16 protein-coding genes and 1 tRNA gene are annotated in these 12655 nt (G+C 48.5%); 14 read left to right on the top strand and 3 right to left on the bottom strand.

Annotated elements, in window-relative coordinates; translation table 11 throughout:
- The first annotated feature begins 2 nt into the window (after positions 1–2).
- Positions 3–500, top strand: a complete 498-nt coding sequence (locus AC0YNS_RS23130; protein ID WP_475783304.1) for a DUF4446 family protein — start codon at positions 3–5, stop codon at positions 498–500.
- On the opposite strand, the gene yyaC is transcribed toward AC0YNS_RS23130, so the two are convergent.
- Positions 469–1062, bottom strand: coding sequence for a spore protease YyaC (gene yyaC / locus AC0YNS_RS23125; protein ID WP_090980616.1), 594 nt, complete (start codon positions 1060–1062; stop codon positions 469–471). The two genes, AC0YNS_RS23130 and yyaC, sit on opposite strands and share 32 nt — an antisense overlap.
- A gap of 205 nt (positions 1063–1267) precedes the next feature.
- Between yyaC and AC0YNS_RS23120 the strand changes: the two genes are divergently transcribed.
- The 3 genes from AC0YNS_RS23120 to AC0YNS_RS23110 all read left to right on the top strand — a co-directional run bounded on the left by AC0YNS_RS23120 (position 1268) and on the right by AC0YNS_RS23110 (position 1959).
- Positions 1268–1507, top strand: a complete 240-nt coding sequence (locus tag AC0YNS_RS23120; protein ID WP_475783303.1) for a putative Se/S carrier protein — start codon at positions 1268–1270, stop codon at positions 1505–1507.
- Between the two features lie 58 nt (positions 1508–1565).
- Positions 1566–1808, top strand: a complete 243-nt coding sequence (locus AC0YNS_RS23115; RefSeq protein WP_475783302.1) for a DUF951 domain-containing protein — start codon at positions 1566–1568, stop codon at positions 1806–1808.
- 60 nt (positions 1809–1868) lie between these two features.
- Positions 1869–1959 (top strand) — tRNA-Ser (locus tag AC0YNS_RS23110).
- Positions 1960–2440: 481 nt separating this feature from the next.
- Here the strand turns inward: AC0YNS_RS23110 and AC0YNS_RS23105 are convergent.
- Complete coding sequence (locus tag AC0YNS_RS23105) at positions 2441–2620, bottom strand: YjzC family protein (protein WP_090980611.1); 180 nt, start codon at positions 2618–2620, stop codon at positions 2441–2443.
- A 239-nt stretch (positions 2621–2859) separates the two neighbouring features.
- On the opposite strand from AC0YNS_RS23105, the gene rpsF reads away from it, so the two are divergent.
- From rpsF to rpsR, 3 genes are read left to right on the top strand one after another with little or no spacing between them, the layout of a single operon-like run.
- Positions 2860–3144 carry a 30S ribosomal protein S6 gene (rpsF, locus tag AC0YNS_RS23100; protein ID WP_475783301.1) on the top strand — a complete coding sequence of 95 codons (285 nt, stop codon included), beginning with the start codon at positions 2860–2862 and terminating at the stop codon, positions 3142–3144.
- Positions 3145–3185: 41 nt separating this feature from the next.
- Positions 3186–3719, top strand: coding sequence for a single-stranded DNA-binding protein (gene ssb / locus AC0YNS_RS23095; protein ID WP_475783300.1), 534 nt, complete (start codon positions 3186–3188; stop codon positions 3717–3719).
- An 18-nt stretch (positions 3720–3737) separates the two neighbouring features.
- Complete coding sequence (gene rpsR, locus AC0YNS_RS23090; RefSeq protein ID WP_090574546.1) at positions 3738–4016, top strand: 30S ribosomal protein S18; 279 nt, start codon at positions 3738–3740, stop codon at positions 4014–4016.
- Between the two features lie 60 nt (positions 4017–4076).
- Here rpsR and AC0YNS_RS23085 read toward each other — a convergent pair whose 3' ends face one another.
- Positions 4077–4430, bottom strand: coding sequence for a DUF4870 domain-containing protein (locus AC0YNS_RS23085; protein WP_475783299.1), 354 nt, complete (start codon positions 4428–4430; stop codon positions 4077–4079).
- A 182-nt stretch (positions 4431–4612) separates the two neighbouring features.
- Between AC0YNS_RS23085 and AC0YNS_RS23080 the strand changes: the two genes are divergently transcribed.
- The 7 genes from AC0YNS_RS23080 (at position 4613) to AC0YNS_RS23050 (ending at position 12622) form a co-directional block, all read left to right on the top strand.
- Positions 4613–5698, top strand: coding sequence for an LCP family protein (locus AC0YNS_RS23080; RefSeq protein WP_475783298.1), 1086 nt, complete (start codon positions 4613–4615; stop codon positions 5696–5698).
- Positions 5699–5817: 119 nt separating this feature from the next.
- On the top strand, positions 5818–6258 hold the full coding sequence (locus tag AC0YNS_RS23075) for a CBS domain-containing protein (protein WP_475783297.1): 441 nt from the start codon (positions 5818–5820) through the stop codon (positions 6256–6258).
- A 167-nt stretch (positions 6259–6425) separates the two neighbouring features.
- Complete coding sequence (locus tag AC0YNS_RS23070) at positions 6426–7328, top strand: DUF2232 domain-containing protein (RefSeq protein WP_475783296.1); 903 nt, start codon at positions 6426–6428, stop codon at positions 7326–7328.
- Between the two features lie 19 nt (positions 7329–7347).
- Positions 7348–9309, top strand: a complete 1962-nt coding sequence (locus tag AC0YNS_RS23065; RefSeq protein ID WP_475783295.1) for a DHH family phosphoesterase — start codon at positions 7348–7350, stop codon at positions 9307–9309.
- The gene (rplI, locus tag AC0YNS_RS23060) at positions 9306–9749 is read left to right on the top strand and encodes a 50S ribosomal protein L9 (protein ID WP_475783294.1); all 444 of its coding nucleotides are present in this window, start codon (positions 9306–9308) and stop codon (positions 9747–9749) included. The genes AC0YNS_RS23065 and rplI overlap by 4 nt, the downstream gene beginning before the upstream one ends.
- A gap of 30 nt (positions 9750–9779) precedes the next feature.
- On the top strand, positions 9780–11141 hold the full coding sequence (dnaB, locus tag AC0YNS_RS23055) for a replicative DNA helicase (protein ID WP_475783293.1): 1362 nt from the start codon (positions 9780–9782) through the stop codon (positions 11139–11141).
- Between the two features lie 194 nt (positions 11142–11335).
- Positions 11336–12622 (top strand): adenylosuccinate synthase, encoded by a 1287-nt coding sequence (locus tag AC0YNS_RS23050; RefSeq protein WP_475783292.1) that lies wholly within the window; start codon positions 11336–11338, stop codon positions 12620–12622.
- Positions 12623–12655: the final 33 nt, after the last annotated feature.

Below are 12655 nucleotides of genomic sequence, written 5' to 3'. Positions count from 1 at the left end.
TCATGAATGAACTGATCGAAAGACCGTCCGATTGGGTAACGGTTGGACTGCTTATTGTTGTTCTGATCTTGTTAATACGCAGTCTCGTCATCAGCAGTAAGCTGAAACGACTACGTAAGAGTTATACGCAGTTTATGAGCGGCGCAGGAGTAGAAGAACTGGAAAGTGTAATTGTGGAACTGAAGCAACGCCTTAATGCTCAGGAAGAAGAACAGAACAAATTAAAGCAAAGCGTTCATACGCTGAATGATACGTTGAAGAAGAAGAAAGGCAATGTCGGTATTCATCGTTATAACGCTTTTGCAGAACGAGGCAATGATCTGAGCTTCTCAATAGCAGTGATTGATGATGCTGAAGACGGAATGGTGCTAAGCGGCATTCACGGTCGAGAGAACACCTTCGTCTACGCCAAGCCGGTGCAAGAAGGTCAATCGAAGTATCCGCTAACCCCGGAAGAAAAAGAAGCGATCAGTCTTGCGTCGCAGCGGGAATCGAAGTAGGGCGTACGCATTTCATGATCGATAAGAAGAGACTGTGCGCAATAATATCAGACATTCGCATAACAAGATGAAGACGAGTATTCTGCAAAACAAAATACTCCATAAAGCCGCCGACATTTACGATGCCCGTGATGTGGATGTCACCGACGGGCGGTAGATCTTTATTCACACCGGCACCCGGACGGACAGGACCAGAACCGACTTGAATACAGCCAACACTAGCGGCTTGACCCAAGCAGGCATCGATACCAATGACAAATGGTTTGCGGACAAACTTATTGATGTCGATTAACGTTTCGTCCAAGTTCATCGCATGGACAGGTTCCTCGAGGGTGCCATAAAGATCGAAGAAGGGACTCCGATATTTGCTGAGAGAAGTGCCGACAAGAGGGCCGAGTGAATCGCCTGTGGAACGGTCAGTACCTACACATACAACAACAAGCCTACGATCAGCGGGGACGTTGTCCAAAAGGTACGTAATGCGGTTCATCAGAAGTCCTGTAATGTTAGGTTCTGTGTACGGTACTTTGAGCGGTGTTTCTTTCATTCCCGGCAATTTCATAGATTCTCCTCCCGCCAACTCTATGAATTCCAACAACACAATCGATAGAGAAACGTTGTTATCACTTGGTTACTAGTATATGGATGGGACAACCATTTTATACTTGGAATATAAGAAAGGTTGAGTTTCGCTGTATAAGGTTACAGCCGTTTCACCTTGCTTAACTAATGAACCTGCAATAAATACAAGTAGGAGGTGCAGATGCATGCTTATTGCCTTTGATTCCACCCAGCAGGCTCTGCGGGCGGAAATGCTATTAGAATATGCGGATATTGAAATAGACATCTGTCCAACGCCGAAGCAAATAACAGCCGGCTGCGCATTATCCATTCATTTTCCCGAGAGTGATTTGCTAATTGTGAAGGATGTCATAAGCCAAGAGAGTGTTGAGATAAGGGGAATATTTAAACAGATTGAGGATCGGTACGAGCCCATTGAGTTATGAGGCTTAAAGGGATACGATAGAAAGTAGAAACAGCTTTAGGGGAAAGGGGCGGACTGTTATGGAGAGGAAACAGTTTGAACTTGGCGATGTTGTGCAAATGAAGAAGCAGCATCCTTGTGGAACAAATGAGATGGAGATCATTCGTATGGGGATGGATATCCGAATCAAATGCGTCGGCTGTAAACACAGTGTTCTCATACCACGTGCGAAGTTTGAGAAAAACTTGAAAAAGGTGCTCCGATCGAAAGCCGAAGAAGGCTTAAATGGGGGAGAAAGCGCCAATGGAATATCAAGCAATTAATGCTTGCAATTGGACGAGCACCATGGTAAGATAAATTCTGTTCTGCTGATTCACCTTTATGGAGAGGTACCCAAGAGGCCCAAGGGGGCTGACTCGAAATCAGTTAGGCGTGTCAAAGCGTGCGTGGGTTCGAATCCCACCCTCTCCGCCATATTTAATCAATCAACGACCCTTAGGGTCGTTTTTTTGTTTATACACAAGAGGTTGTTTGAAAGGCTTGCGTTAGGGCATGTGCAGCTTCAACGAATCAACATTACGAAGTGCCCATATGTAGGACTAATAGAGTCAACACTGATAAGGCTGCCGGTTAATTTAGGTCATGCAACGCCATATTCAGTTACTCATTAACAAAGGAAAAAAGGGCTCTCGCGAGCCCTTCTCCGACGGCGTTTGATTTAGAAAACAGTCATCACTACAAGCTCTTCGTAAGAAACCTCGGTTCACCGGTCTTTAGTCGGTGTGCGTGTGTTACAGACACTGGTCTTTGGCACATCCCTCCGCTTCTATGCTGAGTGGACAAAATCTCCTTGAGGTTCGTACATGTATGGGTTCAACGGAACCACACCTCTCTTTACACCGTCACAACTATAATGCGCAGCTTGCTTATCTTCTATACAACTGGTTTGTAAAAATCAATACATTCGTTTCCACTTGCGATCCTTATTCGAAAGGGACGGGAACTTGTCGCCTTTCGCCAGTCTGACCTTCTGCGGATTGTTTACACCCATATGAAAAGAAGCTTCGCCGATTTCAATATACATCCCGTCGTTTGGCGCACGGTCGCCTTCTCGAAATTCTGTCCATTCACCCATTAATGAATTACACCTCCAGTGCGGTTGCACAAATGAGGACGACGCAGAGATTCCGTCCTGATCATTAGTGTGCAACAAATGAAGGAGGAACATGAACGGAAGAAAGAGGTAGGCGAACAACCATAATTAACACTTGTCAAGAAGGGACTAAGTTTGGTATAGTATTCGGGTATGCGAGAAATTAACTCGCTCCTTGCTCCCTTTAAGGGGGCCGCATAGTCCAAGAGGAGGTGAAACATATGCGCAAATACGAAGTGATGTACATTATTCGTCCGGATGTGGAACAAGAGTCGGTACAAGCTTTGACTGACAAGTTCCAAGCAATCATCGGAAACGGTGGAGAAGTCACAAAGCATGACGTGATGGGTAAACGCCGCCTTGCGTATGAAATCAACAAGATTCGTGACGGTATCTACGTACTGGTACATTTCAATGCAACTCCTGATGTTGTTGCTGAACTTGACCGCGTCATGAAAATTACGGATGAAGTTATCCGTTTCTTAGTTGTTAAAGATGTAGCTTAGTCTCATCAACGCAAGGATGTTTCGATTGGAGGCGATAAACGATGTTGAACCGTGTTATTCTCATCGGTAGATTAACAAAGGATCCTGAAATGCGCTATACGCCTGCAGGTGTTGCGGTAACGCAATTTACACTTGCGGTGGATCGTCCGTTTACGAGCGGTGGTCAGAACGAACGGGAAGCGGATTTTATTCCGATCGTTACTTGGCGTCAGCTTGCTGAAACTTGTGCGAACTACTTGCGCAAAGGCCGCCTAACAGCGGTTGAAGGCCGTATTCAGGTGCGGAATTACGAGAACAACGAAGGCAAGCGGGTCTACGTGACTGAAATTATTGCCGATAACGTGCGTTTCTTGGAATCCGGTAACCGCGAGAATGGTCCGCGTGATGAAGGTGCAGCAAGTTACGGAAGCGGAAACGGTAACTACGGTGGAGGCAACCCACAAGGTGGCTCCAATGGTGGTAATCCACAAGGTGGAGGTCGTTCGGGAGGCACACCAAGGAACAACAATAGTCGTGATCCGTTCTCAGATGACGGACGCCCGATCGATATATCGGAAGATGATTTGCCATTCTAACTGAAAGGACGGATGAACATGAGCTTTAAGCAAAGAGATGGTGGCGACGAGCGTCCAGAACGCAAATTCGGCGGTCGTAAAGGCCGTAACAAACGCCGTAAAGTATGTTTCTTCACAGCTAACAAAATTACGCACATTGACTATAAAGATACGGACCTGCTTCGTAAATTTATCAGCGAGCGCGGCAAGATCTTGCCACGTCGTGTAACTGGAACAAGTGCAAAGTATCAACGTCTTCTGACTGTAGCGATCAAACGCTCCCGTCAAGTAGCGTTGTTGCCTTACACAACGGAATAGGACGTAACGAAGAGGCAGCCAATACGGCTGCCTTTTTTTGCGTTCATATAAACAGGTCCTTTAAAACTTACTTGCTTGCTGCTCTGCATAATCGCCGATAACAGGCAGCTTGAACCTTTTGCCCTGCAAGGCGAGGAGCATTAATGCAACCCATAATATAAATGACAGCGGAGCAAGTAAAATGCCAAGCAGCCAGCCGATAAACGGGATAAAGCCGAGCACAATATTAATGACAACCAGTACGACAGACACAAGGATCGATTGCATGGCATGGAATTTCACGTAGCTGCTTCGCTTCTCCAGCACGAGAAACAAGATGCCGGTTACAAAGCTGCCTAAATAGCAAAGCAACCCCACAATCTTAGGGTCAATACCTGTTGATGATGGATCAGGTCCAAATAACGGTGCTTGCATAATGACGCTCCCTCCCTTTGTAGGTATGTATTCAAGCTTGGTTCAAACTATGCTTGGTTGAATTCACCAGAATTAACAAAGGAAAATCGTTAACCATTTGTAACTTTCGGCTCCGCATAATCGTTTAGAATTAGGAAATCACGTGTAAATAGATTTGTAGAGAATGGGGCGTTACAACGAAAATGCAACCGAGAAAAACACGACGATCGTATAAATGGCTGGCAGCTATTCTCGTTATCGTAGTACTTGCAGGGACAGCCGGCTATTTGAATCGAAATGCACTGGCGATGTGGGGCTTTGATGTGTTCTTATCCGGATCGGTCAAGGACAGGCTGGAGAATTCGTATCAGCCTCTGGAGGGCCACGAACCGGTTAAGACAACTTATAAGCCGGAGGAGCCATTCTCTATGCTGCTGCTCGGCGTCGATCAACGGGATAAAGAGGTAGGTCGTTCAGATACGATGATCTATACCGTCATCAGACCGAAAGATGGCGCCATTCTAATGGTATCCATCCCCCGTGATACGTATGTCGATATCGTAGGCAAAACAACGAAATCCGGGAAACAATGGGAAGATAAAATTACACATGCATATGCTTTTGGCGGCGCGAAAATGTCGGTTGAAACCGTCGAAAGGTTATTCAGCAATACTATCGATCATTATGCTACAATAAACTTTACCGGCTTCCGTGAAGTAATCGACGCTATGGGCGGGATTGCGCTTCCGATTACGGAGGATCTGGTCAATGACGACCCGGATCACGAGAAGTTCGTTGTTAAGGCCGGTAAAGAGCTCTACAATGGCACTGAGGCGCTCAACTTTGTTCGGTACCGCGAAGATGCAGGCGGCGATACAAGTCGTGCAGGACGTCACCAGCAGTTCTTAAATGCGATCATGACCAAAGCTTCGCATGTCCAGCAGTGGACGAAGATTCCTGAACTTATTTCCATTATGGGCGAGAATTTCACAACCGATCTAACACCGCAGCATATGATTGATTTGGCGAAGAGCATGCTGCAAAGCGACAACCGCACGATCTATAGTCATACGCTGAAGGGCAATGGACATCGTAAAGTAAATCACGGTGCTTGGTACTATTTTGCGGATGAAGAAGATTTAGCTGCAACGCAACAGTTGATTAAGGCATGGCTGGATCCAGCGAAAACGAAAGCAGAGCTGCCGCTTCCGGAGGAATACCAGGTTAAAGATCAGAAGCCTGTGCAGTCGTTGTCGTCCAAAACGAAAGCAGCATCAGAGAAGCATTAACGGCAATGCGGCGCTTAGAGCAACTCATAGGCGCACGTCAAGCACGTCAAGCTGCAGCTAGGCCCGGAGCTCTTCACGAACACAGGAAAGACAAAGTAGAAGGGAATGGGAACATCAACATGAATATTGCTTTTTTTCTACTGCCTAAGCAAGAGGTGGTATGGTTGACGCTCGATGCAACACTGCGTCAAACACTCGAGAAGATGGAGCATCATCGTTATACAGCAGTACCGATTCTCGACAGTCAGGGCGGCTATGCAGGCACATTAACTGAGGGCGATCTGCTGTGGTATATGAAGAACAACCCCCAAGTGACCTTTGATCAGACGAACAAAGTGAAGTTGACGGATGTCCAAATGCGCATGGCCAATAAGGCCGTTCAAATTGATGCCAATATGGAGGATTTGATTTCACTGGCGAAGGTGCAGAACTTTGTGCCTGTGGTGGATGACATGAACCGGTTTATCGGCATTGTTCGTCGAAGCGACATCATCGACTATTGTGAAGCCATTATCCTAAACCAACATAAACAAGCCAGCACAGAAATGGCAGCCGGCTAAATCAGACGCCGTCCTCGATCCAAGAGGGCGGCGTTTTGTCTTACTTGCAGAGCGGGATTCTAGAGCTCCTACTGGACAAGGTCCCCTGTGTTGCCGGAATTGTTTTATGCTATAATGGGGAGTAAATCATTAGTTCTGTACTAGTAAATCAGCAAGAGGTGAACGGTTTGAAAACCGGCTTAAAGTCAATTTTATGGAGCTTCTCAGCGTTAATTCTACTGCTTATGGTAGCAGTCCCCGTATTGAATGCGCTGGCTGCGGCAGTATTAATGGTGCCAACGGTAATCTTGTACACGACCTTGTCTAAACGGGCATTTACGCTGCATATGGCAGTCGTATATGGAATTGGCGTCATCATTATGGGACTGCCCGCCCTAATCGTGGGACTGTTTTTCTTAGTTCCATCGCTTGTGATGGGGCATTTCTACCGGAAAGGGGCTCCTGCCCGGAAAGTTCTAACCGCTACCGTATTAACGGTGCTTGCTCAGCTTCTGCTTGAGCTGGTTGTGTTTGACCTCGCATTCGATTTCTCCTTAATGCATGAAATCCGTGAAATGATTACGAAAACAGTGGACAATTTACGGGAACAAGGACTTATGCCTAGTGTGTGGACGGCAACCGTCACGGAATCGTATGTGCAGAGCTTGATTCATTCCATTCCAATGGCGCTTATTACCGTTTCATTCCTGCTAGCGATTATCACGCATGCGATTGCAGCGCCGGCTCTGCGTTCCAGCGGTTTAACGATTTCGCGTTTGCAAGCGGCTCGTGAGTGGAGATTACCGCGGATTTTTGTGTTTTACTACCTGGTCGTACTCATAGCGGATATGGCTACACCGAACACGGGCTCTTCGTTCATGACGGTGACGCTTCATAATTTGGTACCGCTGATGCAGCTTGCTTTCTCCATTCAGGCGATGGGTTTCTTCTTCTTCGTGGCGCATGAACGCAAATGGAACAAAGCGATACCGGTGCTTCTCTCGGTAGTTGTCGCGATTTTCCAACCTTTAAGCTTGATTGGGGTCATTGACGCAGCCTTCCCAATCCGTAAAGCGTTTAAGAAATCGTGATACGGAGGCGAATGAAACGATGCCAAAGTTTTTAATTAATCGCTGGCACGGGATGCACCATTTGTGGGCATTCGTGCTTATGATTTTGCTGACGGTCACACTTGCTTTCTATGAATGGAAGCTCGGCATGCTGGGATTGCTGCTCTGCGGCGCGATCGGCTTCTACTCCGTAATGGCCGAGCGGGCCTTTCGCCGCGATTTAAAGGTCTATCTGGGGACACTGTCGTATCGGGTGAAGAAGGCCGGCAATGAGGTTATCAGCGATTTACCATTCGGTATTATTCTCTATAACGAAGACAAGACCGTAGAATGGCACAATGCGTTTGTTACGCACATGCTGGAGCGGGAATCTGTTGTCGGGGAGTCATTGGAAGATCTGTTCCCGACGCTGTCGCAGGCCAAAGAACGCGAAGGCACAGTAGAAGCGCATGTCGGCAACTCGGTGTACGAGCTGCAGTTCAGATTCGATGAGCGCCTGCTCTACATTCGTGATATGACGCAGCGCTGGCAGCTGGCTAAGCGGTATGAAGAAGAGAAGCTTGCGCTTGGCATCGTGATGATGGATAACCTCGATGAGGTTACGCAAGGCATGGACGATCAACAGCGCAGCACGCTGCTTTCGAAGGCGACTGCGGAAATTACGGATTGGGCGAACAAGTTCCATGTGTATTTGAAACGGCTCACGTCTGACCGATACTTGGTTATTACCGACATGCGTACGCTCAAGCAGCTGGAGCTGTCGCGGTTTGTCCTTCTCGATGAGGTGCGGGAGATTACCGCGGAGAATAAGATTCCGATGACGCTCAGCATCGGCTTCGCTGCAGGCGCTGAAAGCGTTGTGGAGCTCGGGCACTGGGCGCAAACGAGCCTCGACTATGCGCTTGGACGCGGTGGCGACCAGGCCGCTGTGAAGGTCGGACAGCGGCAGTCATTCTATGGCGGGAAGTCCAACGCCGTTGAGAAACGGACGCGCGTTCGGGCGAGGGTTGTCGCGCATGCGCTGCGTGATTTGATCAAGGACAGCGACCGTGTCGTCATTATGGGGCATAAAATGCCGGATATGGATGCGATCGGCGCTTCCATTGGCGTACTGAAGGCTGCTATGCTCTTTAATAAAGAAGCGTACATCGTGCTGGAGGGCGTTAATCCTTCCATCCAGAAAATGATGGAGATGCTGAGAGAAGAAGAGCGGATTGCAAAGAGGTTCATAACGCCTGAACAGGCCAAAGAGCTGATTAACGGAAACACGCTCGTCGTCGTCGTCGATACGCATAAAGCATCGATGGTGAAAGAGCCGAAGCTGCTCACGCAAACCGACAAAATCGTAGTGGTCGATCACCATAGACGCGGAGAAGAATTTATCGCGAATGCGATTCTGGTCTATATGGAGCCCTATGCATCCTCGACTTGCGAGCTTATCACGGAGCTGCTGCAATATATTAACGATCGTGTGCTCCTAGATGTTAGAGAAGCGACAGCGCTGCTCGCGGGAATCACCGTGGACACGAAGAGCTTCTCGCTTCGCACAGGCTCGCGTACCTTTGAAGCGGCATCGTTCCTGCGCCGCAATGGAGCGGATTCAACCTTGATTCAGCGGATGCTGAAAGAAGACTTGACCGAATACATTAAGAAGGCAGAGATTATTAAGCAGGCTGAAATCGTATATGACCATATCGCCATCGCTATGACTGAGCAAGGCCGGCAGTATTCGCAGCTGCTCATTGCTCAGACGGCGGATACGCTGCTTAATATGACCGATGTGCTCGCATCTTTCGTCATAGGAGAGCGGCCGGACGGTTTGATTGGCATCAGTGCCCGTTCACTGGGCCACATGAATGTGCAAGTGGTCATGGAGCGCATGGGCGGAGGCGGACATTTAACGAACGCAGCCGCGCAGCAAGAAGGAACTGTAGTGGAAGTAGCACAGCGACTGAAGCAGGTGCTGCAAGAACTTGATAAGGAAGAGGGGTTATTCGAATGAAAGTAATTTTTCTGCAAGATGTGAAGGGGCAAGGTAAGAAGGGTGAGGTTAAAGAGGTGTCGGAAGGGTATGTACGCAACTTCCTATTTCCGAAGAACTTGGCGAAGCTGGCTTCCGATGGCAACCTGAAGACGCTTGATGTGCAGAAGGCGTCCGAGCAGAAGAAGAAAGAGAAAGAAAAAGAAGATGCCAAGGCGCTTGCAGAACGTCTGGAAGCGATGAAAATTATTGTGAAAACGAAAGCCGGAGAAGGCGGCCGTTTGTTCGGCGCTATTACAAGCAAACAAATCGCGGAGTCGCTTGAGGCGCAAGGCGTCAAAGTAGACAAACGTAAGATTGAACTGGAAGAACCAATTCGCACGCTTGGCGTTACGCAAGTTTTGCTAAAGCTCCATCCAGAAGTGAAAGCGAAGCTTAGTGTACATGCTACAGAGGAATAAAAGCAATCAAAAGGGGAGTCATGCGAACCAATGAGTAATGAGATGAGTTTTGACCGAATACCGCCGCAGAATATGGAAGCAGAGCAAGCGGTACTCGGTGCTGTCTTATTGCAAACGGAAGCTTTAATAACGGCGATGGAGCGGCTGCGCAGCGAAGACTTCTACTTGCCGTCGCATCAGCTGCTGTTTGAAGCGATGGTGGAGCTTGGTGAAGCGAGCCAGCCGATTGACTTGGTAACCTTGACTGCTTATTTGCAAGATCGACAGCAGCTGGAGGAAATCGGCGGCGTCAGTTATCTGGCCAAGCTGGGTAACGCGGTTCCAACAGCTGCAAATGTCGATTACTATGCGCAGATCGTTGAAGAGAAATCGATGCTTCGCCGCCTCATTCGGACAGCGACGAACATCGTTTCGGAAGGCTATGCCGCGGCTGAGAATGTCGGAGCGATGCTTAGTGAAGCGGAAGCCCGCATCATGGAGCTGTCGAACCGTCGTTCAAGCACCGGATTCATATCCATTCGCGACGTGCTCATGGAAGTATTCGAGAAAGTGGAGCAGCTATATTCGAATAAAGGCGGCTCAACAGGCATTCCGTCCGGATTTACCGACTTGGACAAGATGACCGCGGGCTTCCAGAAAAATGACCTTATTATTGTGGCGGCACGGCCATCCGTAGGTAAGACGGCTTTCGCCCTTAATATTGCGCAGAACGTCGGTGTACGGGCGCGGGAAACAGTCGCCATCTTCAGTCTTGAGATGTCGGCTGCCCAGCTGGTGCAGCGTATGATTTGTGCGGAATCCAACGTAGATGCGGGCCGATTGCGTACCGGGTATTTGGAAGGCGACGATTGGGAAAAGCTAACGATGGCGATCGGTTCATTATCTGAAGCGCAAATCTTCATTGATGATACGCCGGGTATTACCGTATCGGATATTCGGGCGAAATGCCGTCGACTTAAGAAAGAGCGCGGACTTGGCATGATTCTGATCGACTACTTGCAGCTCATTCAAGGGCGCGGCAAAGCCGGCGAGAACCGTCAACAGGAAGTATCCGAGATCTCCCGTACATTGAAGCAAATCGCCCGTGAGCTTGAAGTGCCGGTTATCGCACTGTCACAGCTCAGCCGGGGTGTTGAGCAGCGGCAGGACAAGCGTCCGATGATGTCTGACCTTCGGGAATCCGGATCAATCGAGCAAGATGCCGATATTGTAGCGTTCCTATACCGGGATGACTACTATGATAAGGAATCCGAGAAGAAGAATATCATCGAGATCATCATTGCTAAACAGCGTAACGGTCCCGTAGGAACCGTCGAACTGGCCTTCTTGAAGAACTTCAATAAATTCGTTGGTTTAGACCGTTCGCACCAAGAACCGGGCCACGCCTCCTAATAAGGAAGGGTTCTGTCCCACATTTATCGAAATTCCGAACAATGCGATATAGGACCTTACAATTGTTCGCTTTTCGTTGACTTTACCACTGCAGACTGCTAAACTAATCATGCTGTCTAAAGCTGGTAGCTATTATGTTGTTTTTATAATTTCACCTCGGCAGTGCGTGCAAAACTTGTAATGGGGGTATATCCATGTCAACGGTAGTTGTAGTCGGAACCCAGTGGGGAGACGAAGGCAAAGGAAAAATCACCGACTTTCTGGCGGACGGTGCTGATGTTGTAGCCCGGTACCAGGGGGGAAACAACGCAGGTCATACCATTATGATCGGCAATAAGAAATATAAGCTCACGATGATTCCATCGGGCATTTTCAATGAAAATAAAGTGTGCGTCATCGGTAACGGTATGGTTATCAATCCGTCCGCACTGATTGATGAAATTAACTATATACATGACAATGGATTCTCCTCGGAGAATTTGAAAATCAGTGACCGCGCGCATCTGATCATGCCGTATCACCTTGTGCTTGACGGCCTTGAAGAAGAGCGTAAAGGCGATAACAAGATCGGAACGACTCGCAAAGGCATCGGCCCTTGCTACATGGACAAAGCAGCGCGTAACGGTATTCGTGTCGCCGACCTGCTTGATGCAGAAGAGTTCGAAACGAAGCTTCGCCGTATGGTTATCGAGAAGAACCAAGTCATCGAGCAAGTTTACAACGGCGAGAAGCTGGACGTTGACACGATTCTTGCTGAGTACTTGGGTTATGCCGAGACGCTTCGTTCTTACGTAACAGACACTTCCGTTGTGCTGAACGATGCAATCGACGAAGGCAAACGTATTCTGTTCGAAGGTGCACAAGGCGTAATGCTTGATATCGACCAAGGTACTTATCCGTACGTTACGTCTTCGAACCCGACAGCTGGCGGCGTTTGTATCGGTTCCGGCGTTGGACCTTCGAAGATCCAACAAGTTATTGGTGTTGCCAAAGCGTACACGACGCGTGTGGGTGACGGCCCATTCCCAACCGAGCTCAGCAATGAGACCGGCGATTGGATCCGTGAGAAAGGTTTTGAATACGGTACGGTTACAGGCCGTCCGCGCCGCGTAGGCTGGTTCGACACAGTTGTTGTCCGCCATGCACGCCGCGTTAGCGGAATTACAGGCTTATCCTTGAACTCGCTTGACGTGCTTTCGGGTCTGGAAACGGTTAAAATTTGCACGGGCTACAAACTGCGCGGCGAAATCATTAATCATTATCCTGCGAGCTTGAAGCTGGTCTCCGAGTGTGAAGCGGTGTACGAAGAATTGCCAGGCTGGAGCGAAGATATCACTAATGCGAAGACCTTGGCTGATCTGCCAGAGAACACGCGCCGCTACGTGGAGCGGGTATCCGAGCTTACAGGTATTCCGATTGCGATCTTCTCCGTGGGACGTAACCGGGAGCAAACGAATCCGGTTGTACCGATCTACGTTTAATTAATTACCTATTCAGAGGACTGCGAGAAATCG

Source organism: Paenibacillus sp. J22FR21, assembly GCF_056269135.1.
The sequence above is the reverse complement of the archived record's forward strand: the minus strand, read 5'-3'. Positions and strand labels throughout refer to the sequence as shown.

Bases quoted from the DNA above. Each gene is read 5' to 3' on its own strand.
- rpsF (WP_475783301.1), top strand. From the start codon at position 2,860: ATGCGCAAATACGAAGTGATGTACATTATTCGTCCGGATGTGGAACAA.
- AC0YNS_RS23085 (WP_475783299.1), bottom strand. From the start codon at position 4,430: ATGCAAGCACCGTTATTTGGACCTGATCCATCATCAACAGGTATTGAC.
- rpsR (WP_090574546.1), top strand. From the start codon at position 3,738: ATGAGCTTTAAGCAAAGAGATGGTGGCGACGAGCGTCCAGAACGCAAA.
- rplI (WP_475783294.1), top strand. From the start codon at position 9,306: ATGAAAGTAATTTTTCTGCAAGATGTGAAGGGGCAAGGTAAGAAGGGT.
- ssb (WP_475783300.1), top strand. From the start codon at position 3,186: ATGTTGAACCGTGTTATTCTCATCGGTAGATTAACAAAGGATCCTGAA.
- AC0YNS_RS23130 (WP_475783304.1), top strand. From the start codon at position 3: ATGAATGAACTGATCGAAAGACCGTCCGATTGGGTAACGGTTGGACTG.
- AC0YNS_RS23075 (WP_475783297.1), top strand. From the start codon at position 5,818: ATGAATATTGCTTTTTTTCTACTGCCTAAGCAAGAGGTGGTATGGTTG.
- AC0YNS_RS23115 (WP_475783302.1), top strand. From the start codon at position 1,566: ATGGAGAGGAAACAGTTTGAACTTGGCGATGTTGTGCAAATGAAGAAG.
- AC0YNS_RS23120 (WP_475783303.1), top strand. From the start codon at position 1,268: ATGCTTATTGCCTTTGATTCCACCCAGCAGGCTCTGCGGGCGGAAATG.
- AC0YNS_RS23105 (WP_090980611.1), bottom strand. From the start codon at position 2,620: ATGGGTGAATGGACAGAATTTCGAGAAGGCGACCGTGCGCCAAACGAC.
- dnaB (WP_475783293.1), top strand. From the start codon at position 9,780: ATGAGTAATGAGATGAGTTTTGACCGAATACCGCCGCAGAATATGGAA.
- AC0YNS_RS23065 (WP_475783295.1), top strand. From the start codon at position 7,348: ATGCCAAAGTTTTTAATTAATCGCTGGCACGGGATGCACCATTTGTGG.
- yyaC (WP_090980616.1), bottom strand. From the start codon at position 1,062: ATGAAATTGCCGGGAATGAAAGAAACACCGCTCAAAGTACCGTACACA.
- AC0YNS_RS23080 (WP_475783298.1), top strand. From the start codon at position 4,613: ATGCAACCGAGAAAAACACGACGATCGTATAAATGGCTGGCAGCTATT.
- AC0YNS_RS23050 (WP_475783292.1), top strand. From the start codon at position 11,336: ATGTCAACGGTAGTTGTAGTCGGAACCCAGTGGGGAGACGAAGGCAAA.